25 protein-coding genes are annotated in these 24,641 nt (G+C 70.4%); 15 read left to right on the top strand and 10 right to left on the bottom strand.

Annotated elements, in window-relative coordinates:
* Positions 1–20: 20 nt before the first annotated feature.
* The 4 genes from OG496_RS16085 (at position 21) to OG496_RS16070 (ending at position 3,524) form a co-directional block, all read left to right on the top strand.
* Entirely contained in the window at positions 21–740 is a 720-nt protein-coding gene (locus tag OG496_RS16085; protein ID WP_366494357.1) for a VIT family protein, read from the top strand.
* 112 nt (positions 741–852) lie between these two features.
* Positions 853–1,731 (top strand): sterol desaturase family protein, encoded by an 879-nt coding sequence (locus OG496_RS16080; protein ID WP_405971328.1) that lies wholly within the window; start codon positions 853–855, stop codon positions 1,729–1,731.
* Complete coding sequence (locus OG496_RS16075; RefSeq protein ID WP_405971327.1) at positions 1,728–2,435, top strand: lysoplasmalogenase; 708 nt, start codon at positions 1,728–1,730, stop codon at positions 2,433–2,435. The genes OG496_RS16080 and OG496_RS16075 overlap by 4 nt, the downstream gene beginning before the upstream one ends.
* A 42-nt stretch (positions 2,436–2,477) precedes the next feature.
* Entirely contained in the window at positions 2,478–3,524 is a 1,047-nt protein-coding gene (locus tag OG496_RS16070; RefSeq protein ID WP_405971326.1) for a zinc-dependent alcohol dehydrogenase family protein, read from the top strand.
* A 68-nt stretch (positions 3,525–3,592) separates the two neighbouring features.
* Here OG496_RS16070 and OG496_RS16065 read toward each other — a convergent pair whose 3' ends face one another.
* The 3 genes from OG496_RS16065 to OG496_RS16055 form a co-directional block, all read right to left on the bottom strand.
* Positions 3,593–4,603, bottom strand: a complete 1,011-nt coding sequence (locus OG496_RS16065; RefSeq protein ID WP_405971325.1) for a CopD family protein — start codon at positions 4,601–4,603, stop codon at positions 3,593–3,595.
* 100 nt (positions 4,604–4,703) lie between these two features.
* Complete coding sequence (locus OG496_RS16060) at positions 4,704–6,362, bottom strand: CoA transferase (protein WP_405971324.1); 1,659 nt, start codon at positions 6,360–6,362, stop codon at positions 4,704–4,706.
* Between the two features lie 128 nt (positions 6,363–6,490).
* Entirely contained in the window at positions 6,491–8,023 is a 1,533-nt protein-coding gene (locus OG496_RS16055; protein WP_399396694.1) for a S8 family serine peptidase, read from the bottom strand.
* Positions 8,024–8,274: 251 nt separating this feature from the next.
* On the opposite strand from OG496_RS16055, the gene OG496_RS16050 reads away from it, so the two are divergent.
* The 3 genes from OG496_RS16050 to moaA all read left to right on the top strand — a co-directional run bounded on the left by OG496_RS16050 (position 8,275) and on the right by moaA (position 11,421).
* Positions 8,275–8,631: a DUF485 domain-containing protein gene (locus tag OG496_RS16050; RefSeq protein ID WP_366494365.1), complete on the top strand. Its 357-nt coding sequence runs from the start codon at positions 8,275–8,277 to the stop codon at positions 8,629–8,631.
* Positions 8,628–10,247, top strand: coding sequence for a cation acetate symporter (locus OG496_RS16045; RefSeq protein WP_366494367.1), 1,620 nt, complete (start codon positions 8,628–8,630; stop codon positions 10,245–10,247). The genes OG496_RS16050 and OG496_RS16045 overlap by 4 nt, the downstream gene beginning before the upstream one ends.
* 184 nt (positions 10,248–10,431) lie before the next feature.
* Entirely contained in the window at positions 10,432–11,421 is a 990-nt protein-coding gene (gene moaA / locus OG496_RS16040; RefSeq protein WP_405971323.1) for a GTP 3',8-cyclase MoaA, read from the top strand.
* Between the two features lie 24 nt (positions 11,422–11,445).
* Here the strand turns inward: moaA and OG496_RS16035 are convergent, their stop codons facing one another.
* On the bottom strand, positions 11,446–11,664 hold the full coding sequence (locus tag OG496_RS16035) for a hypothetical protein (RefSeq protein ID WP_405971322.1): 219 nt from the start codon (positions 11,662–11,664) through the stop codon (positions 11,446–11,448).
* Positions 11,665–11,888: 224 nt separating this feature from the next.
* Positions 11,889–12,287 carry a DUF3099 domain-containing protein gene (locus OG496_RS16030; protein ID WP_405971321.1) on the bottom strand — a complete coding sequence of 133 codons (399 nt, stop codon included), beginning with the start codon at positions 12,285–12,287 and terminating at the stop codon, positions 11,889–11,891.
* 247 nt (positions 12,288–12,534) lie between these two features.
* Between OG496_RS16030 and OG496_RS16025 the strand changes: the two genes are divergently transcribed.
* Entirely contained in the window at positions 12,535–12,813 is a 279-nt protein-coding gene (locus OG496_RS16025) for a GlsB/YeaQ/YmgE family stress response membrane protein (RefSeq protein WP_033286407.1), read from the top strand.
* 66 nt (positions 12,814–12,879) lie between these two features.
* On the opposite strand, the gene tyrS is transcribed toward OG496_RS16025, so the two are convergent.
* The 3 genes from tyrS to OG496_RS16010 all read right to left on the bottom strand — a co-directional run bounded on the left by tyrS (position 12,880) and on the right by OG496_RS16010 (position 17,194).
* The gene (gene tyrS, locus OG496_RS16020) at positions 12,880–14,148 is read right to left on the bottom strand and encodes a tyrosine--tRNA ligase (protein WP_405971320.1); all 1,269 of its coding nucleotides are present in this window, start codon (positions 14,146–14,148) and stop codon (positions 12,880–12,882) included.
* Between the two features lie 45 nt (positions 14,149–14,193).
* Complete coding sequence (locus tag OG496_RS16015) at positions 14,194–15,588, bottom strand: metallopeptidase TldD-related protein (RefSeq protein WP_366494372.1); 1,395 nt, start codon at positions 15,586–15,588, stop codon at positions 14,194–14,196.
* Between the two features lie 82 nt (positions 15,589–15,670).
* Complete coding sequence (locus tag OG496_RS16010) at positions 15,671–17,194, bottom strand: TldD/PmbA family protein (RefSeq protein ID WP_366494373.1); 1,524 nt, start codon at positions 17,192–17,194, stop codon at positions 15,671–15,673.
* Positions 17,195–17,434: 240 nt separating this feature from the next.
* Between OG496_RS16010 and fabG the strand changes: the two genes are divergently transcribed.
* From fabG to OG496_RS15995, 3 genes are all read left to right on the top strand, one after another.
* Positions 17,435–18,139, top strand: coding sequence for a 3-oxoacyl-[acyl-carrier-protein] reductase (fabG, locus tag OG496_RS16005; RefSeq protein ID WP_366494374.1), 705 nt, complete (start codon positions 17,435–17,437; stop codon positions 18,137–18,139).
* Between the two features lie 5 nt (positions 18,140–18,144).
* Positions 18,145–18,912 (top strand): enoyl-ACP reductase FabI, encoded by a 768-nt coding sequence (gene fabI, locus OG496_RS16000; protein WP_405971319.1) that lies wholly within the window; start codon positions 18,145–18,147, stop codon positions 18,910–18,912.
* Positions 18,913–19,087: 175 nt separating this feature from the next.
* A complete protein-coding gene (locus OG496_RS15995) occupies positions 19,088–19,441 on the top strand; it encodes a hypothetical protein (RefSeq protein ID WP_327405077.1) in 354 nt (117 codons plus the stop codon).
* On the opposite strand, the gene OG496_RS15990 is transcribed toward OG496_RS15995, so the two are convergent.
* Positions 19,416–20,111 carry a FadR/GntR family transcriptional regulator gene (locus OG496_RS15990; protein WP_405971318.1) on the bottom strand — a complete coding sequence of 232 codons (696 nt, stop codon included), beginning with the start codon at positions 20,109–20,111 and terminating at the stop codon, positions 19,416–19,418. The genes OG496_RS15995 and OG496_RS15990 overlap by 26 nt on opposite strands.
* A gap of 82 nt (positions 20,112–20,193) precedes the next feature.
* Between OG496_RS15990 and OG496_RS15985 the strand changes: the two genes are divergently transcribed.
* The 4 genes from OG496_RS15985 to OG496_RS15970 all read left to right on the top strand — a co-directional run bounded on the left by OG496_RS15985 (position 20,194) and on the right by OG496_RS15970 (position 22,827).
* Positions 20,194–21,603, top strand: coding sequence for a CynX/NimT family MFS transporter (locus OG496_RS15985; protein ID WP_405971317.1), 1,410 nt, complete (start codon positions 20,194–20,196; stop codon positions 21,601–21,603).
* Between the two features lie 84 nt (positions 21,604–21,687).
* Complete coding sequence (locus OG496_RS15980; RefSeq protein ID WP_019060691.1) at positions 21,688–21,804, top strand: SGM_5486 family transporter-associated protein; 117 nt, start codon at positions 21,688–21,690, stop codon at positions 21,802–21,804.
* A 184-nt stretch (positions 21,805–21,988) separates the two neighbouring features.
* Positions 21,989–22,195: a hypothetical protein gene (locus OG496_RS15975; RefSeq protein ID WP_366494379.1), complete on the top strand. Its 207-nt coding sequence runs from the start codon at positions 21,989–21,991 to the stop codon at positions 22,193–22,195.
* 77 nt (positions 22,196–22,272) lie between these two features.
* Positions 22,273–22,827 carry a SixA phosphatase family protein gene (locus OG496_RS15970; RefSeq protein WP_405971316.1) on the top strand — a complete coding sequence of 185 codons (555 nt, stop codon included), beginning with the start codon at positions 22,273–22,275 and terminating at the stop codon, positions 22,825–22,827.
* 139 nt (positions 22,828–22,966) lie between these two features.
* Here the strand turns inward: OG496_RS15970 and serB are convergent, their stop codons facing one another.
* Entirely contained in the window at positions 22,967–24,175 is a 1,209-nt protein-coding gene (serB, locus tag OG496_RS15965) for a phosphoserine phosphatase SerB (RefSeq protein ID WP_366494381.1), read from the bottom strand.
* Between the last annotated feature and the right edge of the window lie 466 nt (positions 24,176–24,641).

Below are 24,641 nucleotides of genomic sequence, written 5' to 3'. Positions count from 1 at the left end.
GGGGGTGGAATCCTCCGGGGGTGACTGAAACCAACGGCGAGTCCCACTCCGAGGCCCACGGCGGCAGCCTCGGCTCCCGGCTGAACTGGCTGCGGGCCGCGGTCCTCGGCGCGAACGACGGCATCCTGTCGACCGCCGGACTCGTCGTCGGCGTGGCCGGTGCCACGTCCGACCGCTCGGCGCTGCTGACGGCCGGCCTCGCGGGTCTCCTCGCCGGCTCCATGTCGATGGCGGCGGGGGAGTACGTGTCCGTATCGACGCAGCGCGACTCGGAGAAGGCCGCGCTGGCCCTGGAGAAGCGCGAGCTGAAGGAGCAACCGGAGGCCGAACTGGAGGAGTTGACCGAACTCCTCCAGGACCGTGGCCTGACCCGCGACGTGGCCAGGGAAGCGGCCGTCCAGCTCACGGAACGCGACGCCCTGCGCGCCCACGCCAGCGTGGAGCTCGGCATCGACCCCGACGACCTCACCAACCCCTGGCACGCGGCCTGGGCGAGCTTCCTGTCCTTCACGGTCGGCGCCCTGCTGCCCCTCCTGGCGATCGTCCTGCCCCCGGCCGACTGGCGTCTCGGTGTCACCGTCGTCTCGTCCCTGGCGGCCCTCGTCTTCACCGGCTGGACCAGCGCCCGCCTCGGCGCGGCCGACCCGAAGCTGGCGATCGTACGGAACGTGGCCGGGGGAGTGCTGGCGATGGCGGTGACGTATGTGGCGGGGACGCTGTTGGGGGCGGCGGGAGCGTGACCGGTTGGGTGACCTGTTGGCGGAGATCGCCAACAAGCAAGCGCGTACCCCAGGTAATACTTGTGGGTAACAACGTCTAGTCGCGGCCGATCCGCGGTCCTACGGTTCACCCATGCCGAACCTGCCCGATGCCGTGCTCTGGTCGATACCCGCCTTCGTGCTGCTCACCGTGATCGAGATGATCAGCGTGCGCGTCCACCCCGACGACGACGCGGCGGGCTACGAGACGAAGGACGCCGTCACGAGCGTCGGCATGGGGCTCGGGAGTCTCGTCTTCGACTTCTTCTGGAAGATCCCGATCGTCGCGATCTACACGGCGATCTACGAACTCACCCCGCTGCGCGTGCCCGTCCTGTGGTGGACGATCCCGCTGATGCTGCTCGGACAGGACTTCTTCTACTACTGGTCCCACCGCGGCCACCACGTCATCCGCATCCTGTGGGCCTGCCACGTCGTCCACCACTCCAGCCGCAGGTTCAACCTCACCACGGCCCTGCGCCAGCCCTGGACGACCCTCACGGTATGGCCGTTCTACGTCCCCCTCATCGCCCTGGGCGTGCATCCCGCCGCGCTCGCGTTCTGCTCCTCGGTGAACCTCGTCTACCAGTTCTGGATCCACACCGAGCGGATCGACCGGATGCCCCGCTCGTTCGAATTCGTCTTCAATACCCCGTCCCACCACCGGGTCCACCATGCCTCCCAGGGCGGCTATCTGGACCGCAACTTCGGCGGCATCCTCATCCTCTGGGACCGGCTCTTCGGGTCCTTCGTGCCCGAGGTTGAGAGGCCCGTCTACGGGTTGACCAAGAACATCAATACGTTCAACCCGATCAAGGTGGCCACCCATGAGTACGTCGCCATCGCCAAGGACCTGAAGGCGGCGACCAGTTGGCGCGAGCGCGCGGGACGCGTGTTCCGGGGACCGGGCTGGCAGCCGGTGCCCGTCCCGGAGCAGGGTGTCCCGGCCGCCGAGGAGACCGCGGCCGCGTGAACCCACGTACCGCACATCCGGCCGTCTCCCGCGCGCTCCTGACCGTCTTCGGGCTGGCCGCCCTCGTGGACCTGCTCGCGCTCGCCGTCGGCTACGACCCTGCCCACACCGTCACCAAGCCCCTCCTGATGCCGCTCCTCGCCGCGTGCGCGGCCCTGCGCGGCGCACCCCGGCTCCTCGTCGCCGCGCTCCTCTTCGGCTGGGGAGGCGACACCCTGCTGCTCTCCGACGCCGACCCCGCCTTCCTCGCCGGCATGGCCTGCTTCGCAGCGGGCCACCTCTGCTACCTCGCCCTCTTCAGGACGTACGGCGGCTTGAACAGTGCTCCACGCGCGCGTGCCGGCCTGCTCGCTCTCGGGTATGCCGCCGCGCTGGCCGTCACCGTCACGCTGCTGTGGCCGGACCTCCCGGCGGACCTGCGCGTCCCCGTGGCCGGTTACAGCGCCCTGCTGACGGCGGTGGCCTGCGCCGCGGTCATCCGGCTCGGGCTCGTCGCCGGGCTCGGCGGGGCGCTCTTCATGGTCTCCGACACCCTCATCGCGACCGGGGTCGCCGACTGGCCGCAGCCGCCCAGGCCCGACTTCTGGATCATGCTGACGTACGTCGCCGCACAGTTCCTGCTGGTCCAGGGCGTGCTCGGCACCCTCGCCGAGCGCCGCGCACCGGCGGCGGCGTACCGTGAAGTGCGCTCGACCACCCCCTGAGCGCACCGCACCCGCACACCCGCGACGAGAAGGACCCTCGCCATGCGCGCCACCACCATCCACGCCCCGTTCGACATGCGCGTGGAGGACGTACCCGAGCCTTTGGTGCAACTGCCCACCGACGCCGTGGTCCGGGTGCTGCGCGCCTGCATCTGCGGCAGCGACCTGTGGGCGTACCGCGGCGAGTCGGCCCGGCAGCCGGGGCAGCGCATCGGGCACGAGTTCCTCGGGATCGTGGAGGAGACCGGCTCCGAGGTGAACGGTGTCAGGACCGGCGACCTCGTGGTCGCGCCCTTCGTGTGGTCCGACGGCGTCTGTGACTACTGCCGCGAGGGCCTCACCACCTCCTGCGTGCATGGCGGCTTCTGGGGCGCCGTGGGTTACGACGGCGGCCAGGGCGAGGCGGTACGCGTGCCCTTCGCCGACGGCACCCTCGTACGGCTGCCCAAGGAGGCGGCCTCCGACGACCACCTGCTGTCCGCGCTGCTGACCCTGTCGGACGTCATGGGCACCGGCCACCACGCCGCTCTCGGCGCGGGCGTCCGCAAGGGCGCCACCGTCGCCGTCGTGGGCGACGGAGCGGTCGGCCTGTGCGCCGTGCTCGCCGCCAAGCGCCTCGGCGCCGAGCGGATCATCGCGCTCGGCCGCCACGAGGTGCGCACGGACATCGCCCGCCGCTTCGGTGCCACCGACGTCGTCGCCGCACGCGGTGAGGACGCCGTCGCGGCCGTCCGTGAACTCACCCGCGGCCAGGGCGCACACGCCGTCGTCGAGGCCGTCGGCACCGAGCAGTCCATGCGGACGGCCGTCGGCATCGCGCGTGACGGCGGCGCGATCGGCTTCGTCGGAGTGCCGCACGGCAGCGGCACCGGCCTCGACCTCGGGGTCATGTTCGACCGGAACATCGCGCTGCGCGGCGGGGTCGCGCCGGTCCGCACGTACATCCCGGAGCTGCTGCCCGACATCCTGGACGGCACCATCGACCCCTCACCCGTCTTCGACCTGACGGTCGGCCTGGAGGGCGTACCCGACGGCTACAAGGCGATGGACGAGCGCACGGCCCTGAAGGTCCTGGTCACCAACGGTTGATCAACTATTGATGCCAGACATTGACTGGTCGAGTGACTGGTTGAGGGTCGGGTTGAGCGACGGGTTGATCAATGCCAGCGGATCGGCACCGGCAAGGCCGTCAACAGTCCGGAGACCATGACCACCACCCCCAGGGCGACGACCTCCGCCCGCGCGGGTGAGCAGGCGGCCAGCGGATCGGTGGCCCGCCGCAGCCGGGACCGCGCCCACAACGCGAGGACGGCGACGGCGGCCACCAGGATCACCTTGGCGAGCAGGGTGCGCCCGTACGCCGTCGTCGTCAGCTGGTCCAGGATCGTGCCGGCCGGCATCCGGCGCAGCGAACTCCACACGCCCGTGGCAGTGATCGCGGCGAGCAGTACGGCCGCCACGCGCGCGTAGAGCCCCAACAACGCGGCCCCCGCCTCGGTGCCGCGCCACTGCCGCAACGTCCGCAGCACGTGCAGCAGACCGCCCACCCACAGCGCCGCGCACGTCAGGTGCACCAGGGTCAGTTCGGAGCCGACCAGGGGACTGTGCTCGCTCGCCGGGTGTACGCGCAGCGCCTCCGCGACGACCACGGCGGCCAGGGGCCACACCTGGAGGCCGGGCCTGCGTGACCGGGCGCACAGGGCCGCCACGGCGAACGCGTTGACCTCCAGGAGCGCCAACTTGCCGTCCCGGGACTGGTAGAGGCCGCCGACGTCGATCTGGGCGAGGCTGTGCGGCACCAGGTTGCCCGTCGCCACGACCGACGCGAGCCCCAGGGCGGCGACGAAGCCGGCACCGGCCGCGTACAGGGCCCAGCTGCGGGGGCCGTTCGGGGGAGCGCCGGGCACGGTACGCGCGAGCCGGTTCACGAACAGCTCGCCCAGGGGGACGCACAGGGCACCGAACAGCACCGCCCGCAGCAGCGCGATGCCGCCGACACCGGGCGCGGCGGCCTCCCCGGTGTCATGCAGCGCGGCGGACGGGCCCAGCAGGGGTATCAGCGCGGCGAGCACCACCAGGGCCAGTACGGCGACGGCCCGACGCGTACCGGGGCGCCGCCCGGAGCCGCTCGTGCCGGCCACTTCGACAGTCGGTCGTATCAAGGTCACCCCAAGATCTTCACCAGCCGCCAGATAACCGGGCAAGTGCAACAGAACAACCGGCGGAACGGCATTCCGCTCATAGGTACGTTTCCGGTCGGCCCCCGCATCAAGCCCAACGGGCCGGGTCCATGCCCCAACACCCCGGCGGCCGCGCCCAGTTCGAGGGCCCACCGACGAACGACACCGGCGACAGGGCATGCCGCAGCCGACCGATACCGCTGTCCGTCTCGACCAGCCAGGCATCGGGCCGGTTGTACGCCGTCCCGTGCTTCTCGTCCGCGGTTCCGCCGTGTTCGTGCGCCGCCCGGCCTCGCTCGTACGCCGTCCCGTCGGGCCCCTGTGCCGCCGGTCCGCTCGCACACGCGGTCCCACCGCGCTCGTCCACCGCCCCGCCGTGCTCGTCGGCCGCCCGGAGTTGCCCCTGTGCCGCCGTGCCGCTGACGAACACCGTCCCGCCGTGCTCGTCCGCAGCCCGGCCCCGCTGTCGGTGTGCCGGCAGGCCCTGTTCGCTGCCGCGGGCCGTTCCAGTAACCGCCCCGCCGGCCGCGCCCCCTCCCCGCTCGCTCCCGTCCGCCGTCAACCAGGCCGCAGTCCGCGCGAGCGCCAGCCGCAGGGCGATGCTGTGGCCCTGCTCCGACTGTTCGGTCAACGCCCGCAGTACCGCGCCCGCCAGCAGATACCCGGTCCCGTGGTCCAGAGCCTGCGCGGGCAGCGCACCGGGCTGCCCCGGTGACCCCTCGATCGCCGCGACGCCGGTGGCGACCTGCACCAGGCTGTCGAACCCGCGCCGGTCACCCCACGGCCCGTACGCGCCCCACGCCGACAACTGCGCCACGATCACCCCGGGCCTACGGTCGGCCAGTGCCTCGGGGGAGAGCCCGAACCGGTCCAGGGCACCCGGCCGGTACCCGGTGACGACCACGTCCGCCCGCGCGAGCAACTCCTCGAAGGCCCGCCGGTCGGCCGTCAGGCCGAGGTCCAGCCGGGCCGACCGCTTCCCGAAACCGGTGTCCGCGTGCGCGTCCGGATCCTCGGGCAACCGCGGGGCGTCCACCCGCAGTACGTCCGCGCCCAGCAACGCGAGCGTCCGCGTGGCGATCGGGCCCGCGATCACTCTGGTCAGGTCGAGCACGCGCAACCCGGCGGCGGGCAGCAACGGGTTGCCGTCGAGCGGCGGGAGCACGCGCGCGTGTGCGGTGCCGAGCCGCTCGCGCTCGACGAGCGGCCGCCGGGCCACCGCGACCCCCTGCGCGTGCGCGGCCCACTCCTCCGCCGTCCGCAGCGCGACCGCGAGGCCCCCGGCGCCGTAGACGGTCTCCTCCACCTCCGGTGCGGACCGCTCGGCGAGAACCTCGGCCACGTCCTCCACCGTCGCGTCTCCCGGCAGCTTCAACGCGTCCAGCAGCCGCGCCCGGTGGTGCGGATAGTTCGCGTGGGTGCGGACCCACCCATCGGCCGTCCGCCAGAACCGCGACAGTGGCGCGAAGCTGACCGGCGTCCGCCCGTCGATCAACAGATGCCGCTCGCTGACGAACGCCGTCGCGACGGCCCCGTCGTCCACCCGCACCCCGGGCACCTCCGCGAGTCCGGCCCGCCGCGCCCCCAGTTCCGCGGCGGCCAGCGCGCACGCTCCCACGCAGGCCCGCGCCAACTCCCGTACGGGAAGCCGTGCTTCGAGCGCACCCGGACGCGTGACGGTCGAGACGCGCGAGACCAGAGTGGGATCGCCACCCAGGGCAGCCCATGCCATCTTGATACCAGTCATGATTGAACTATGCAGTATTGATTCGATCAATATATGCAATGTGGATGCAGATGTGGATGGCCGTACGGACACGAACGGGCCGGGCGGAGATCCGCCCGGCCCGTGAACAGGTGAGGTGTCGGTTACTTCTACTTCACCGCTCGCAGCGCGTTGACGATGCCGAACCCGTAGAAGCCGTTGACGCGCTTGCCGCCCACGCAGGTCGCGTCCGCGACGCCGTCGCCGTTGGTGTCGTACGGGGCGGTCGGGCAGCCCGGATTGTCCGCCTCGGCCTTCAGTAGCGCCTGCAACTGGGCCGGAGAGGCGTGCGGGTGGGTCGACTTGAGCAGCGCGGCCACGGCGGCGACGTGCGGGGTCGCCATCGAGGTGCCCTGGAGGTAGCCGTACGAGTTGTTCGGCAGCGTGGACAGGATGCGGCCGTTCTTCGACGGGGTGTCCGGGATCTGCAGGGCATCCCCGCCCGGCGCCGACACGTCGATGACGCCCTGGCCGTAGCTGGAGAAGTACGACTTGGCCTTCTTGACGCCGACGGAGCTCACCGTGACGACACCGGGCAACTGGGTCGGCACGTCGAAGCACTCGTGCGGGTCGACCGTCCGGGTCGTCGCGGTCGAGTCGTCGGGGCTGGAGTCGTCGACCAGGGCGTCGGAGTCGAGGTCGTCGTTGGAGTTGCCCGCCGCGGCGACATTGAGCGTGCCCTTGCTCTGCGCGTACAACTGGGCCCTGTTGACCGCATCGACAATGGCACGTTGATCGGGGTCGTCCATGCAGTTGTACAGCCAGGGATCAACGTAGTAGCTGTTGTTGGTGATCTCCACGCCGTGGTCCGCGGCGAACACGAACGCGCAGACCACGCTCTCCGGGTAGAACAGCTGGGTCGAGTCCGGCTCGGCCACCGTGATCCCGGCGACCTTCACGCCCGGCGCGACGCCCGCCACGCCGATGCCGTTGCGGGCGGCGGCGATCTCACCCGCGACATGCGTGCCGTGGTAGTGGGCGGAGTCCACGGGACGCCAGGAGCCGTACGTGGTGTCCGCCTTGCCGCCCACACAGTTGGCGGACTGCGAGGCGGAGAAGTTCGGGGCGATGTCCGGGTGGGTGTCGTCGACGCCGACGTCGATGACGGCGACCGTCACGCTCTTGCTTCCCGGGTTGATCTTCGCGGCCTTGTCGGCGCCGATCGCGGGCAGATCCCACTGGTCGGCTTCGAGCGGCTCGCTGTCTCCGGCGGCGGCCGAGGCCTTCGCCGTCTTCGCGGCCTGGTCCTTGGAGAGGTACTGCACCGCGCCCTCGTCAGTCGTCGAGGCGAGGCTCAGCGGCGCGGTGCGCGTGGCACCGGCCGACTGGACCCCGCGCACCGCACGGATCTGCGCGCCGAAGTCGGGGTTCGCCGAGTGGACGACGATCACACCGATCTTCTCGTACGTCACCACGATGGTGCCGCCGGCCGCGTTGATCGCTTTCTTGACCGAGTTGATCGTGTGGTGGTCCAGCCGGGTGTTGACCACATACGCAAGGTTCGGTGCGTCAGTGGCCTGCGCGGTGGTCTCCGCGATCGGGACCGCCGAGGCCGCCGACGGGAGGAAACCGAGCGAGGCGGTCAGCGACAGGACGACCGGTACGGCGAGGGCGAGCCGGCGTCTGGGGCGCAGATGAGCCATGGGATCTCCACATCATCCGGAAACGAAACGGCCCGAGACGTGGTGGCGCGCTCGGGCAGGAACATCAGGTACATGACTAGTGGTGCAGACCTGAAGTTATCTCCCGCGGTGGCTGGCCAGCAATGATTTCCCAAAGACGACTACCGAAAGAAGTCAAAGGAGTTGAACCGGTCGACGCGCGGCGCCGTGCCCTTGGGCAGGAAGCGCCGAGCCAGACCAGAACCCGCAGGTCCGTAACGCGAGGAGACACCGTGGCCACCGAGACACCACCCCCCTCGAAAGCCGAACACCAACTCCCCAGTACCGAGGAGTTCGAACAGGTCCAGGAGAGCGCGGAGTTCGCCGAACTGCGCCACGCCCACCGCTCCTTCGCCTTCCCGGTGACCGTCGCCTTCATCGTCTGGTACCTGCTGTACGTGCTGCTGTGCAACTACGCGGACGACTTCATGGACACCAAGGTCGTCGGCAACATCAACGTCGCCCTGGTCCTGGGCCTCGCCCAGTTCCTCACCACGTTCCTCATCGCCTGGTGGTACGCGCGGTACTCCGCCGCGAAGCTCGACCCCAAGGGCGCGGCGATCAAGTCCCGGATGGAGGGCGGCGCATGAGCCCCGCGATCACCCTGGCCGCAGGCGAGGCGAGCCAGCACCGGCCGCTGATCATCACCCTGTTCGCGATCTTCGTCGCCGCCACGCTCGTCATCACCGTATGGGCGGGCCGCCAGACCAAGAGCGCCGCCGACTTCTACGCGGGCGGCCGCCAGTTCACCGCCTTCCAGAACGGCCTCGCCGTCTCCGGCGACTACATGTCCGCCGCGTCCTTCCTCGGCATCGCGGGCGCGATCGCCCTCTTCGGCTACGACGGCTTCCTGTACTCCATCGGCTTCCTGGTCGCCTGGCTGGTCGCCCTGCTCCTGGTGGCCGAACCGTTGCGCAACTCGGGCCGCTACACCATGGGCGACGTCCTCGCGTACCGCATGCGCCAGCGCCCGGTCCGTACCGCCGCCGGCACCTCCACCATCGTGGTGTCGATCTTCTACCTGCTGGCCCAGATGGCCGGCGCGGGCGTCCTGGTCTCCCTGCTCCTCGGCATCACCACCGACGCGGGCAAGATCGGCATCGTCGCCCTGGTCGGCGTCCTGATGATCGTGTACGTCACCATCGGCGGCATGAAGGGCACCACCTGGGTCCAGATGGTCAAGGCCTGCCTGCTCATCGCCGGCGCCCTGCTGCTGACCTTCCTGGTGCTGCTGAAGTTCAACTTCAACGTCTCCGACCTGCTGGGCAAGGCCGCCTCCAACAGCGGCAAGGGCTCCGCCTTCCTGAACCCCGGCCTCAAGTACGGCGCCACCGGCACCACCAAGCTGGACTTCATCTCCCTGGGCCTCGCCCTGGTCCTCGGCACCGCCGGCCTGCCGCACATCCTGATCCGCTTCTACACGGTGCCCACCGCCAAGGCCGCCCGTAAGTCGGTCATCTGGGCCATCGGCCTGATCGGCGCCTTCTACCTGATGACTCTGGCCCTCGGTTTCGGCGCCGCCGCGCTGATCAAACCCGACGAGATCATCGCCTCCAACAAGGCGGGCAACACGGCCGCCCCCCTCCTGGCACTGCATCTGGGCGGAGTCGACTCCAACTGGGGCGCCATCCTCCTGGCCACCATCTCGGCGGTCGCCTTCGCCACGATCCTCGCGGTCGTCGCCGGTCTGACCCTGGCCTCGTCCTCCTCGTTCGCCCACGACATCTACGCGAACGTCATCAAGCGGGGCCAGGCGACGGAGAAGCAGGAGATGGCCGCCGCCCGCTACGCGACGGTCGGCATCGGCGCCGTCTCCATCGTCCTCGGCGCCCTCGCCCGCGACCTGAACGTCGCCGGCCTGGTCGCCCTAGCCTTCGCGGTCGCCGCCTCCGCCAACCTCCCGACGATCCTCTACAGCCTCTTCTGGAAGCGGTTCACCACCTCCGGGGCCCTCTGGTCGATCTACGGCGGTCTGGTCACCGCGGTCGGCCTCGTCCTGTTCTCACCGGTCGTCTCGGGCAAGCCCGCGTCGATGTTCCCGGACGTCGACTTCCACTGGTTCCCCCTGGAGAACCCCGGCATCATCTCCATCCCCGTCGGCTTCCTGCTGGGCTGGCTCGGCACGATCCTCTCCAAGGAGGAGCCGGACACCGGCAAGTTCGCGGAGCTGGAGGTACGGTCCCTGACCGGCACCGGCGCCCACTGAGCCGCCCCGCCCAGTCCCTCTGAGTCCCCCCACTCAGTCCCCCCACGTCGACGGCCGCGTCGTAGATCCCTACGACGCGGCCGTGGCGTACCTCGTGGGATCGGGCCGGTCTCGTTGTCAGTGGTGTCGCGTAGGCTCGCAGGTGTCGGAAAACATGCGATCCGAAACGAGGGAGGGGGCACACGTGCTCATCGACACCTATGGCCGAGTGGCCACCGACCTGAGGGTTTCGCTGACCGACCGGTGCAATCTCCGGTGTACGTACTGCATGCCCGAGGAGGGCCTGCAGTGGCTGGCGAAGCCCGACCTCCTCACGGACGACGAGATCGTCCGCCTGATAGACATCGCGGTCACCTCCCTCGGTATCGAGGAGGTCCGCTTCACCGGCGGCGAGCCCCTCCTGCGCCCCGGCCTGGTCGGCATCGTCGAGCGGGTCGCCGCCCTGGAGCCCCGCCCCCAGATGTCGCTGACGACCAACGGCATCGGCCTCAAGCGCACGGCGGCCGCCCTGAAGGAGGCGGGCCTGGACCGGGTCAACGTCTCCCTGGACACCCTGCGCCCCGACGTCTTCAAGACCCTCACCCGCCGGGACCGCCTCAAGGACGTCCTCGCGGGCCTCGAAGCCGCCCACGACGCGGGCCTGACCCCGGTGAAGATCAACTCGGTGCTGATGCCGGGACTCAACGCCGACGAGGCCCCGGACCTGCTGGCCTGGGCCGTGGAGCACGACTACGAACTGCGCTTCATCGAGCAGATGCCCCTGGACGCCCAGCACGGCTGGACACGCGACGGCATGGTCACCGCGGGCGACATCCTCACCTCCCTCCGCACCCGCTTCGAGCTGACCCCCGAAGGCACCGACGATCGCGGCTCGGCCCCCGCCGAGCGCTGGACCGTGGACGGCGGCCCGCACCGTGTGGGCGTCATCGCCTCGGTCACCCGCCCGTTCTGCGCGGCCTGCGACCGCACCCGCCTCACCGCCGACGGCCAGATACGCAACTGCCTGTTCGCCCGCGAGGAGACCGACCTCCGCGCTGCCCTGCGCTCCGACGCCCCGGACGAGGAGATCGCCCGCATCTGGCGCCAGGCGATGTGGGGCAAGAAGGCGGGCTCGGGTCTGGACGACCCGTCGTTCCTCCAGCCGGACCGGCCGATGTCGGCGATCGGCGGCTGAGCAGCCGTCGTAGGCGAACGGGCCCTACGGGATCTCGGGCTCTTGCCAGTCCTCGAACTTGACGACGTCCTTCAAGAAGCCCCGCAGATCGAGGAACTGGGACAGGTGCTCGCGGTGCTCCTCGCACGCGAGCCACGTCTTGCGTCGCTCCGGCGTGTGGATCTTCGGATTGTTCCACGCGAGGACCCACACGGCGTCGGCGCGGCAGCCCTTCGCGGAGCAGATCAGGGTCTCGTCACTCACGGGAACTCACGGAATTCGTCTCACAGATGCGCTGATAAAGGCGACGCCGAGCAGCCACGGGGGGAGCTGCCCGGCGTCGGTCCGTCGCTCCGACGGGGGATGCGGAGCGCGTACGAAGTATGTCACGGGTGACCGCTCGCCCGGCACCGGAACAACATGATTGATCTGAGCTTTTCTTGAGCTTGGTGCGGAGCCGACGTCCGGTTCTGGCGCGTTCGCCATGGTCACGACCGGTCGTACGGTTCGCCTCCCACGCGGGGTGCCGGCTCGGGCACGACCTCTTCCGGGACGGGTTCCGCGAACGTCCCGTCCGGCCTCGGCGGCGCGATCATCGGCCGCAGCGGCGCGGCGACGAACGTGGACGGAAGCCCCGGCGCGTTCTCCCGCCCGGCGTTCGCGATCACGACGGCGACATAGGGGAGCAGCACACCGAGCACCAACGCGACGATCGCGACGTGCCGTTCGACGTTCCACAGCGCGCAGGCGAGGATCACCGACACCGTACGGATCGACATCGAGATGACGTACCGGCGCTGGCGGCCACGGATGTCCTCCGCGAGTCCCGTCCGGGCTCCGGTGATCCGGAACACTTGGGCGTTGCCTTCGCCGTGCAGCTTCCGCATCACATTCCACCATCCGCCCGCATCGGACTCTCCCCGGCCCGCAACCCCGGTTTGCACCCGATCCGGGAACCGGGCCCCGACACGTCCTACGTTACGCCGCGCCTCCGTCGCCTTCGAGACCGGGGGACCTCCGGCCTGGGCGAACGATCTGCGCCGCAGCACGTATGGCCGTACCCGACATGCGCCGTACGGCGACCGGACCCACACTTGGCGTAATGCTCACGTCGAGCCGTACAAGGAGGCAGCCATGGGATGGTTGTGGGCGATCATCGTGGGATTCGTGCTGGGACTGATCGCGAAGGCGATCATCCCGGGCAAGCAGCACAGTCCGCTCTGGCTGACCACCATCTGCGGCATTCTCGGCGCCATCGTCGGCAACGCGATCGCCCGAGCGGCCGGCGTCGACGCGACCAGCGGCATCGACTGGAGCCGCCACGCGTTCCAGCTCGTCGCCGCGATCATCATCGTCTTCGTCGTCGACATGGCGTACATGGCGACGATCGGCAAGAACAAACAGAGAGCCTGACAGTCGTACGACGAGGGGGCGGCCTCCCGGACCGGGAGACCGCCCCCTCGTCATGCGCTCAAGCACTCACGCGCCCGTGACCTCCACGGCCGCCAGGTTCTTCTTGCCCCGCCTCAGCACCAGCCACCGCCCGTGCAGCAGATCTTCCTTGGCCGGCACGGCATCCTCGGCGGCGACCTTCACGTTGTTCACGTACGCCCCGCCCTCCTTCACCGTGCGGCGAGCCGCGGACTTGCTCGCCACCAGGCCGACCTCGGCGAACAGGTCGACGACCGGGCCGAGTTCGGCGACCTGGACGTGCGGCACCTCGGAGAGGGACGCGGCCAGCGTCTTCTCGTCGAGCTCCGTCAGTTCGCCCTGTCCGAAGAGGGCCTTGGACGCGGCGGTCACGGCGGCCGTCTGCTCGGCGCCGTGCACCAGCGTCGTCAGCTCCTCGGCCAGCGCGCGCTGGGCGGCGCGGGCCTGGGGGCGCTCCTCGGTCTGCTGCTCCAACTCCTCAAGCTCCTCGCGGGACTTGAAGGACAGCATGCGCGCGTACGTGGAGATGTCCCGGTCGTCCGTGTTCAGCCAGAACTGGTAGAACGCGTACGGCGTGGTCATCTCCGGGTCGAGCCAGATGGCGGTGCCTTCGGACTTGCTGAACTTCGTGCCGTCGGCCTTGGTCATCAGCGGTGTGCCGTAGGCGTGCACCGTGGCGTCCGGCTCCAGGCGGTGGATCAGGTCCAGGCCCGCCGTGAGGTTGCCCCACTGGTCGCTGCCGCCCTGCTGGAGCGTGCAGCCGTACCTCCGGTAGAGCTGGAGGAAGTCCATGCCCTGGAGGATCTGGTAGCTGAACTCCGTGTAGCTGATGCCCTGTTCGGAGTCCAGGCGCTTGGCGACCGAGTCCTTCGCCAGCATCTTGTTGACGCGGAAGTGCTTGCCGATGTCGCGGAGGAACTCGATCGCGGAGAGGTTCGCCGTCCAGTCGAGGTTGTTGACCATGACCGCCGCGTTCTCGCCCTCGAAGGACAGGAACGGCTCGATCTGGCGGCGCAGCCTCTGGACCCAGCCGGCGACCGTCTCCGGGTCGTTCAGCGTGCGCTCCGCCGTCGGGCGGGGGTCGCCGATCTGGCCCGTGGCCCCGCCGACCAGCGCCAGCGGCCGGTGCCCTGCCTGCTGGAGCCGGCGCACGGTGAGCACCTGCACCAGGTGACCCAGGTGGAGCGACGGCGCCGTCGGGTCGAAGCCGCAATAGAACGTGACGGGACCGTCCGCGAGCGCCTTGCGCAAAGCATCTTCGTCGGTGGACAGGGCGAACAGGCCCCGCCACTTCAGCTCGTCGACGATGTCCGTCACGGTTCTCGTATCTCCTTGGGATGGTCTCGTGGATCAGGTACGAGGTTATACGCCCTGACTGACAGAGCTCATATTGAAGTCCGGTACCCGCAGCGCGGGCATCGCGGCCCGGGTGAACCAGTCGCTCCATTCCCGCGGCAGCGTCTTCTCCGTCCGCCCCGCCTCGGTGGCCCGGCCCAGCAGATCCACCGGCGACTCGTTGAACCGGAAGTTGTTCACCTCGCCCGCCACCTCGCCGTTCTCGACGAGGTAGACGCCGTCCCGGGTCAGCCCGGTGAGCAGCAGTGTCGCCGGGTCGACCTCGCGGATGTACCAGAGGCAGGTCAGCAGCAGCCCGCGCTCGGTGTTCGCGACCATCTCCTCCAGGGAGCGGTCCTCGCCCCCGCTCAGGATCAGGTTGTCGATCGACGGCGCCACCGGCAGCCCGGTCAGGCCCGCGCTGTGCCGGCTGGTCAGCAGGTGCTGCAGCTCGCCCTCGCGCACCCAGTCGGTGGCGGTCAGCGGCAGCCCGTTGTCGAACACCGACTGGTCGCCCCCGGAGGTGTGCGCGAGCACGAACGGGGCGGATTCCAGGCCCGGTTCGTTCGGGTCGCTGCGCAGCGACAGGGGCAGCTCGGTGAGCTTCTCGCCCACGCGGGTGCCGCCGCCGGGCTTGGAGAACACCGTGCGGCCCTCGACCGCGTCCCGGCCCGACGCCGACCACATCTGGTAGATCAGCAGGTCCGCGACCGCGGTCGGCGGCAGCAGCGTCTCGTACCGGCCCGCGGGCAGCGGGATCTTCCGCTCCGCCCAGCCCAGTCGTACGGCCAACTCGGCGTCCAGGGCCGCCGGGTCGACGTCCTTGAAGTCCCGCGTCGAGCGGCCGGCCCAGGCCGAGCGCGTACGGTCCGGGGACTTGGCGTTCAGCTCCAGCGTGCCGTTGGGCTGGTCGTGGCGCAGGCGCAGCCCCGTCGACGTACCCAGGTAGCTGGTGACCAGCTCGTGGTTGGCGAAGCCGTACAGCTCGCGACCGCCCGCACGCGCGCGTGCGAACGATTCGCCGAGCGCCGGCGCGAAGTCGGCGAACACGGTGGACGAGGTCTCACCGGGCGCGTCCGTGAAGTCGGGCGACTCCGCGACGCCCGTGACCAGCGGCTGCGCGTCCTCGGCGGGCGCGGCACCGCGCGCGGCGGCCTCGGCGGCCCGCACCAGCGGCTCCAGCTCCTCCGGGGTGACGGCCGACCGGGACACGACCCCCGAGGCCGTGCCTTCCTTGCCGTCGACGGTCGCGATGACGGTGAGCGTGCGCCCGCGCGTGACGCCGTTCGTGGTCAGCGCGTTGCCCGCCCAGCGGAGGTTGGCGGTCGACTGCTCGTCGGCGATGACGACACATCCGTCGGCCCGCGACAGTTCGAGGGCACGCTCGACGATCTCGTGCGGCTTGTTCGTACGAGGACTCATCGACCGGCCTCCTGCGTGGTGTTGAGACTGTGCTTTCCCGGGGGATAACCCCCGGACCCCCAGCAGATACGAGACTCGACGCTCATCGACCGGCCTCCTGGGTCGTGTTGAGGATATTGACTCCCGTGAAGAGAGCGGATGGGCAACCGTGCGACACCGAGGCGACCTGGCCCGGCTGGGCCTTGCCGCAGTTGAAGGCGCCGCCCAGGACGTACGTCTGCGGACCGCCGACGGCCGCCATGGACCCCCAGAAGTCGGTGGTCGTCGCCTGGTAGGCGACGTCCCGCAGCTGCCCGGTGATCCGCCCGTTCTCGATCCTGAAGAACCGCTGCCCGGTGAACTGGAAGTTGTAGCGCTGCATGTCGATCGACCACGACCGGTCGCCGACCACGTAGATCCCGCGGTCGACCCCGCCGATCAGATCCTCCGTGGACAGCCCCGCCGGGTCCGGCTGGAGCGACACGTTGGCCATGCGCTGCACCGGGACATGGCCGGGGGAGTCGGCGTACGCGCAGCCGTTCGAGCGGTCGAAGCCGGTCAACTTGGCGATGCGGCGGTCGAGTTGGTAGCCGACCAGGGTGCCGTCCTTGACGAGGTCCCAGGACTGGCCCTCGACGCCCTCGTCGTCGTAGCCGATGGTCGCGAGGCCGTGCTCGGCGGTGCGGTCGCCGGTGACGTTCATCCGCTCGGAGCCGTACTTCAGCTTGTTCAGCTTGTCGAAGGTGGCGAAGGACGTGCCGGCGTAGGCGGCCTCGTAGCCGAGCGCGCGGTCCAGTTCGGTGGCGTGGCCGATGGACTCGTGGATCGTCAGCCAGAGGTTGGACGGGTCGACGACGAGGTCGTACAGGCCCGCCTCGACGCTCGGCGCCCGCATCTTCTCCGCGAGCAGCTCGGGGATCCGGGCGAGTTCCTCGTCCCAGTCCCAGCCGGTGCCTGTCAGGTACTCCCAGCCGCGCCCCACGGGCGGCGCGATGGTGCGCATGGAGTCGAACTCACCGCTCGACTCGTCGACCGACACCGCGTTCAGCTGCGGGTGCAGCCGGACGCGCTGCTGGGTGGTCACCGTCCCGGCGGTGTCGGCGTAGAACTTGTTCTCGTGCACCGTGAGCAGCGACGCGTCCACGTGGTTGACGCCGTCCGCCGCGAGCAGCCGGGCGCTCCAGTCCGCCAGCAGCCCCGCCTTCTCCTCGTCGGGCACCGAGAAGGGATCGATCTCGTACGACGAGATCCACGTCCGCTCCTCGTGCACGGGCTCGGCGGCCAGCTCGACCCGCTCGTCCGAACCGGCCGCCTTGATCACCTGGGCGGAGAGCTTCGCCATCGCCACCGCCTGCGAGGCGACCTTGGCGGCGGCGTCCAGGCTCAGGTCCACGCCCGACGCGAACCCCCAGGTGCCGCCGTGCACGACCCGCACCGCGTACCCGAGGTCGGTGGTGTCCGACGTACCGGCGGGCCGGGCGTCCCGCAGCCGCCAGGACGCGCTGCGCACCCGCTCGAACCGGAAGTCCGCGTGCGCGGCGCCGAGCGCACGCGCGCGTGCCAGCGCGGCGTCGGCCAGGGCGCGTAGCGGAAGTGCCGTGAAGGCTTCGTCGATGGAATGAGGCACGGAGGTCTCCCTGCTGTCGTGGCCTGTCGGGTCCGATCATGTCGCGCGAGCGGGTGCGGGGACCACACGTTTCCGCGCTGCGTCGGCACTTTCTGTAGGGACCCGACAGCGAGTCCCGTAAGCCACTGTCGGTGCCCGATTGTCCGCCGGACGGGGCGGACCGATAGGTTTTCGATAAAGCCGCCTGTCGACCAGGTGTACCGGGCAGGCGTGCAGGACCGCTATCGAAAGGGTGATCCGTTGAGCCGCTCGGTTCTCGTCACCGGAGGCAACCGGGGCATCGGCCTCGCCATCGCCCGTGCGTTCGCCGACGCCGGCGACAAGGTCGCCATCACCTACCGCTCGGGGGAGCCGCCGGCCGGCTTCCTGGCGGTGAAGTGCGACATCACCGACACCGAGCAGGTGGAGCAGGCCTACAAGGAGATCGAGGCCGAGCACGGCCCGGTCGAGGTCCTGATCGCCAACGCCGGCGTCACCAAGGACCAGCTCCTGATGCGCATGTCCGAGGAGGACTTCACCTCGGTCATCGACACGAACCTCACCGGCACCTTCCGCGTCGTCAAGCGCGCCAACCGCGCCATGCTGCGCGCGAAGAAGGGCCGCGTCATCCTGATCTCGTCGGTCGTCGGCCTGATGGGCGGCCCCGGCCAGTCGAACTACGCCGCCTCCAAGGCCGCCCTGGTCGGCTTCGCACGCTCCCTCGCCCGCGAGCTGGGCTCGCGGAACATCACCTTCAACGTCGTCGCGCCCGGCTTCGTCGACACCGACATGACCAAGGTGCTCACCGACGAGCAGCGTGAGGGCATCGTCAAGCAGGTGCCGCTCGGCCGTTACGCGCAGCCCGAGGAGGTCGCCGCGACGGTGCGGTTCCTCGCCTCGGACGACGCCTCGTACATCACTGGAGCCGTCATCCCCGTAGACGGCGGACTGGGAATGGGTCACTGATCACCATGAGCGGAATTCTTGAGGGCAAGCGCGTCCTGATCTCCGGTGTGCTGCTGGAGTCCTCCATCGCCTTCCACGCCGCCAAGCAGGCCCAGGAGCAGGGCGCCGAGATCATCCTGACCGCGTTCCCGCGGCCCACGCTGACCGAGCGCATCGCCAAGAAGCTCCCCAAGCCCACCAAGGTCATCGAGCTCGACGTCACCAACGGCGAGCACCTGGCGCGCCTCGCCGACATCGTGGGCGAGGAGCTGGGCGGCCTCGACGGAGTCGTGCACTCCATCGGGTTCGCGCCGCCGGACGCGCTCGGCGGCAACTTCCTGAACACGCCGTTCGAGTCGGTCGCCACGGCGATGCACGTCTCGGCGTTCTCCCTGAAGTCGCTGACCATGGCCTGCCTGCCGCTGATGCAGAACGGCGGCTCGGTCGTCGGCCTCACCTTCGACGCGTCCTTCGCGTGGCCGCAGTACGACTGGATGGGCCCGGCCAAGGCCGCCCTGGAGGCCACCAGCCGCTACCTCGCCCGCGACCTGGGCAAGCAGAACATCCGCTGCAACCTCGTCTCCGCGGGCCCGCTCGGCTCGATGGCCGCCAAGTCCATCCCGGGCTTCAGCGAGCTGGCCTCCGTGTGGGACAACCGCTCCCCCCTGGAGTGGGACCTCAACGACCCGGAGCCGGCCGGCAAGGCCATCGTCGCCCTCCTGAGCGACTGGTTCCCGAAGACCACCGGCGAGATCGTCCACGTGGACGGCGGCCTGCACGCCATCGGAGCCTGACCTCCCGGCCCGGCCTCTCCTACGGCGTCGACGCCCCGTTTCCCGCACCGCGCGGGGAGCGGGGCGTCACCCGTTCGGCCCCTGTGGCCGGGCGGGGGCAGGGCACAACTGCGCACTCTGGATTACGCGTTCACCACGCGATGCCCTCCCCAGCACTGCCGAGGAGGTTTCCCTTGTGCGCCTGTCCCGCAGCCTGGCCTCAGTGACCGTCGCCGTCGCGCTCGTCATCTCCCTGGCGTACGAGGCGATGCCCCACGCACGCGTGGAGGCCCGAAAACCGGCCGCACCCCAGCTGTTCGGCGCCGACTGCCGCACCGCCGTCCACGGCTCGCACGTGATCGCGTACTGCCACAACCCGTACCCCCGGACCGACCGCGTCAGCCTGCACATCGAGTGCGACCGCTGGTGGGACATCGACAGCGACGGCATCGCGACCGACGCCGGCCCGGCGCAGACCGTACGGCTCACCGGCCGCTGCTGGGAGGACGTCCGCGCGGTGTGGGTCAGCCACCAGAAGCGGGCGAGTTGAGCCTCCCCGGGCGGCACACGAACGGATAGCCGGCCGCCTCCACCGCGGCCGCCTGCGCGTCACCCGCGCGGATCGCGTCCACCAGCCGCGTGTGGTCCATGTACGTCTCCGGAGTCAGCTCCTCGCCGACGTCCGCACGCAGCCACTCCCGCAGCACCTCGCCCAGGTCGGCGTACATCGCCGTCATGACGTCGTTGTGGGAGGCCGCCACCACGGCCATGTGCAGGGTCGCGTCGGCCGTCACGAAGGCCTCCGTGTCGCCCGATGCCCAGGCCTCCTCACGTCGTACGAGGAGGGCGTCCAGCTGCTTGAGGTCCTTCTCGGTGCGCCGCTCGGCCGCCAGCTGCGCCGCCGACGACTCCAGCGTGGAGCGCAGTTCGGCGATGTGCCGGGGGTCGGCGTCCGCGAAGCGGCGGTGCATCACGCCGGCCAGCTCGCTCGTCGCCACGACGTACGTGCCGGAGCCCTGGCGGATGTCCAGCAGGCCGTTGTGCGCGAGCGCGCGGACGGCCTCGCGGACCGTGTTGCGGGCGACCCCGAGCTGCTCGACCAGCTCCGGCTCGGTCGGGATCCGGGAGCCGACCGGCCACTCGCCCGAGGTGATCTGGTTCCGCAGTGAGGCGATGACCTGCTCGGACAGCGCCGAACGACGGGGATGGCTCAGGGGCATGGCACACCTTCGCATGTGCGGGGCGGGAGCGGGCCACCCGGGGATGGACAACCAATCATCCCATCATTCTATGATGGGCAGCATGGCAAGCGAGGAAACCCGGACACTGAAGTCCACGACGAACGGCAGCGGCAACGTCGGCAGCTCGGCCGCGAGCGAGGCCCCGGCGCCGACAGGAAAGCGGACCGGGAAGCAGCCCGGGAAAGCGTCCACGCACGCGTGGACGACGCGTCTGCTCGTCCTCGGCATCGTGCTCGCCGCGCTGAACCTCCGCCCCGCCATCACCAGCCTCGGCGCCCTCCTCGAAGAGGTCCGCGACGGCCTCGGCATGAGCGGCAGCGTCGCCGGACTGCTCACCTCCGTACCCCCGCTGTGCTTCGCCGTCTTCGGCGTCATGGCCCCGCGCCTCGCCCGCCGCTTCGGCCCGGCCGCGGTGGTCTGCGCGGGCATGGTCCTCATCACCACGGGCCTGCTCGTACGGCCCTACATAGGCGGCACGGCCGGCTTCCTGGTCGGCAGCGCGCTCGCGCTCATGGGCATCGCGGTCAGCAACGTCCTGATGCCGGTGATCGTCAAGCGCTGGTTCCCGGACCGGGTCGGCTCCATGACCGGCCTCTATTCGATGGCCCTGGCCCTCGGCACGGCTTCCGCCGCCGCGGTCACCGTGCCCATCACCGATGCCCTGGGCGGCAGTTGGCGCTCCGGCCTCGCCGTGTGGGCAGCCCTGGCCGCCGCGGCCGTACTGCCGTGGATCGCCCTCGTACGACACCGGGAGGCGCCCTCCGGACCGGAGGCAGCCGGGGAACGTCGCTCCCGCGCGCGGGAGGCCGCCGATGGGACACCGGCGCCCGGGACCTCGACGGAGACGCGAGCCCGCGCGCGGGACGCCGAGCACGCGCAGCCGGTGCTGCGGATCACCCGCAGCCGTACCGCGTGGGCGCTCGCCGTGTTCTTCGGGCTCCAGGCCACCGCCGCGTACATCACGATGGGATGGATGGCGCAGATCTTCCGGGACGCGGGGGTCTCCGCGGGCACCGCCGGGCTGCTGCTGGCCGTCACCATGGTGATGGGTGTGCCGCTGGCCTTCGTCATCCCGCGCGTGGCCACCCGGCTGCCCCGGCAGGGCCCGATCGTGATCGCCCTCGGTGTCTGCGGCCTCGCCGGTTACGCGGGCCTGTACCTCGCGCCGGCCGGCGGCGCCTGGGCCTGGGCGGTCCTGCTCGGCATCGCCAACTGCTCCTTCCCGCTGGCCCTGACGATGGTCGGGATGCGCGCCAGGACCGGTGCGGGCGTCGCCCAGTTGTCGGCCTTCGCGCAGAGCACCGGGTATCTGATCTCCATCCCGGGGCCGCTCCTGGTCGGTGTGCTCTACCAGCACAGCGGCGGCTGGGGACTGCCGATCGCCCTCATGGCCGGCCTGATGATCCCGCAGATGGCCGTGGGCGTCCTCGCGGGCCGCAACCGCACGGTGGAGGACGAGGCGGCCCGCTGAGCCCGCCCGCGCGCCGGTCGACCTCACCCCGCACGACCTCACCCCGGCGGATCCGGTGCGGACGAAGGGTGCGAGACTGGCCGTATGCCAGTGCTCGACCCGAACCCTCAGAACGGCCAGCGGAAGATGCTCATCGTCTTCGGCTCGTTCTTCGCCATCTTCATCGTCATCGCCATCATCGCGACGATCGCGTCGCCGTGACCGTGCGCCCTTGAACGTGCCTCCGCGGGCCGATGGTGGGGTTGTCCCCACCATCCCCTAGGGGGTGAGGCTCAGGGTCAAGTGGGTGGATCTCCGGATGGGTTGGGGGCCGCGCGTTCCGTAACTTCGAGGTGTGACCGCGAGAAGCGGATCGCGGACCACTCGGAGACCAGCGGAGGCATCCATGTCGGCCCCTACGCACACCCCGCCCCACCCGGCGACCACGGGCGGCGTCGACATCAGGCTGCCGTGGTGGGCCCTCGCCCTGCCGGCCCTCGCGTTCGTCGTGCTGCTCGTGATGATGCTCAACCCGACGGACGCGCAAGCGGCGGCCTCGGACCCGATGATCACCCATCTGTTCGAGCGCGTGCAGCAGCTCATAGCCCGCTGAGCACCCGCGGAGCACTCGCGCGGCCGCCCCGTCAACTACCTGCGCCCCATGGCCTGTTTCATGCGAAGCTGGATCCCATGAGCGTCGCAGAACCCCGCAGGATCGTCCTCTTCCGGCATGCGAAAGCCGACTGGCCCCAGGTGACCGATCACGAGCGGCCGCTCGCTGAGCGGGGCCGCCTGGACGCGGCCACCGCCGGAAGCAGGCTGGCCGACACCGGCATCCCCTTCGATCTGGCCCTCTGCTCCACCGCGGCCCGGACCCGGGAGACCTGGAAGCTCGCCGTCCACGAACTCGCGCACCGGCCGAAAACCGTCTACGAGGAGCGGCTCTACGAGGCCTCGCCCGGCGAGCTGATCGCGGTGCTGAACGAGACACCGGACGACGCGCGGAACGTGATCCTCGTCGGCCACAACCCGAGCGTGCAGGGGCTGGCGGAGATCCTCCCCGGAGCGGACACCGATGCCGAGCCCGGTGCCGAGACCGGTACGGGCAGTGGCGAGGCCCGCGAATGGCTGAAGCAACGCGGTTTCGCGGCCGCCGGTTTCGCCGTGCTGTCCTTCACCGGTTCCTGGAAGGCGCTGGAGCCGGGTGTGGCCACGCTGGACGACTACTGGGCGCCGTCGGAGTAGTCCACGTTCCACGTGTCCAAGTAGTCGAACCGACCGCGCACGCCCATCGGAACCGACCAGGCACGACAAGGGGCCCGGCAGCGCGCGGTGCCGGGCCCCGAAGGTATGGAAAGTCGTCGGTATGGAAAGCCGTCCGGGATCAGTCCTCGTCGTGCGTGTCCGCGGCCTCGACCTCTTCGCGGGTGACGCCCAGCAGATACAGCACGGTGTCGAGGAACGGCACGTTCACCGCGGTGTGCGCGGCCTCCCGTACGACCGGCTTCGCGTTGAAGGCGACGCCGAGGCCGGCCGCGTTGAGCATGTCCAGGTCGTTGGCGCCGTCGCCGATCGCCACGGTCTGCGCGAGCGGTACGCCCGCCTCGGCGGCGAAGCGGCGCAGGAGCCGTGCCTTGCCCGCGCGGTCGACGATCTCGCCGGTGACCCTGCCGGTCAGCTTGCCGTCGACGATCTCCAGGGTGTTGGCCTGGGCGAAGTCGAGCCCGAGCCGGTCCTTGAGATCGTCGGTGACCTGGGTGAACCCGCCCGACACGACGCCGACTTGGTAGCCGAGCCGCTTGAGTGTACGGATGAGGGTGCGGGCCCCCGGCGTCAGGCGCACCTCGCTGCGTACCTTGTCGACGACCGAGGCGTCCAGCCCTGCCAGCAGCGCCACGCGCGCGTGCAGCGACTGCTCGAAGTCCAGCTCCCCGCGCATCGCGGCGGCGGTGACCTCGGCCACCTCGTCCTCGCAGCCGGCGTGCGCGGCGAAGAGTTCGATGACCTCGTCCTGGATGAGCGTGGAGTCGACGTCCATGACGACGAGCCGCTGGGCCCGCCGGTGCAGCCCCGCCGCCACGACGGCGATGTCGACGCCGAACGTCGCCGCGTGGGTGACGAGGGCGGTGCGCAGGGGCTCGGTCTCCACGCCGGACACCGCGAACTCCACTGCTGTCACGGGGTACTTGGCGAGCCGGAAGATACGGTCGATGTTGCCGCCGGCCTTGGTGATGCGGGCGGCGATCGCGGCGGTGGACTCCGCGGTGAGGGGGTGGCCGAGCACGGTCACGAGCGAACGGCCGTGTCCACGCGGCCGGTTGTCGCCGAGGCCGGAGATGATCTCGGCCTGCATCTTCATCGACTCGGCCCAGCTGTGCACGGTGGCCCGCAGATCCCCTTCGAGCCCGGCGGGCGGCGGGGTCACGAGTGCGCACAGCACCATCCGGCCACGTGTGACGACCTGCTCGATGTCGACCACGTCGACGGAGTAGGCGGCGAGGGTGTCGAAGAGTCCGGCCGTGATGCCCGGCCTGTCCTTGCCGAAGATCTTGACGAGGAGAGTGGGGACGTCAGAGGTCTGCGAAGCGCTCATGATGCACCCACCGTATCCGGCACGGAGTGCCTTATGCCGCAGAGGTCCGCCTAGCGGACACGGAACAGTGGGTGTCGGGTCGGTGGCGCGAATCTTACGAGGCGATCACGGAGGGGCGGGGCGGTGGTCAGGAGTGGGCTCGGGGTGGTCGGGAGTGGATTGAGGGGCGGTCGGAAAGTGTGCTGATGTGATCGTGGTGAGTGTGCTGCCGATCGGGAGTCGGCTGGTCGTCGGGCGAGCGGGAACTGCTGCGGGGCCGGATACGAGGGATACGTCCGGATGGGTGGGACGCCGGGTACGGGGCCGTTGGCCATGAGGACGCCGCCCCCCGCACTCCGGCCGGCGTCGCCCCCGGCTCATCCGGTGCCGGGCGAGGTTCGCCGGGCACCGAAGAGGGCTCCCCCGACCTAGACGTGGCTCACCGCCGGCCCTTGGGCTTCCCCGGAGGGGGTGGCGGGGGTGGAGG

The organism is Streptomyces sp. NBC_00988 (assembly GCF_045162645.1).
Lineage (GTDB): Bacteria > Actinomycetota > Actinomycetes > Streptomycetales > Streptomycetaceae > Streptomyces.
The sequence above is the reverse complement of the archived record's forward strand: the minus strand, read 5'-3'. Positions and strand labels throughout refer to the sequence as shown.